The organism is Flagellimonas flava (assembly GCF_050617915.1).
GTDB classification, from domain to species: Bacteria; Bacteroidota; Bacteroidia; order Flavobacteriales; family Flavobacteriaceae; genus Flagellimonas; species Flagellimonas flava_A.
In genome coordinates this window covers 1-234 of sequence record NZ_JBODQE010000197.1, presented here as the reverse complement: position 1 = coordinate 234, position 234 = coordinate 1, and the positions used below count along the sequence as shown (strand labels likewise).

The 234-nt window shown below is 41.5% G+C and carries 1 pseudogene; it reads right to left on the bottom strand.

The annotated features are described in order from the left end of the window. A pseudogene (locus ACRHOZ_RS21520) lies at window positions 1-234 on the bottom strand (ABC transporter permease); the annotation flags it as partial.

Below are 234 nucleotides of genomic sequence, written 5' to 3'. Positions count from 1 at the left end.
TTGATGGTTTTATTGCTGTACTCGTTGGCCATCATGGATACAATGACTATGGCGAGGAACAGTTTGAAAAAAGCCGTGACAAAGGTGTTGAAGTGCCAGATGTAGGGGAAATTGAAGATTCCCTGCTCCGCTAAATGAAATTTCACAGGGCCTATGTCAAATTTAATGGCTGCAATCAACGCTATGGTGGTCAATAGCACAAAGTACGATGTGATTAAAATTTTACTCGCCCTA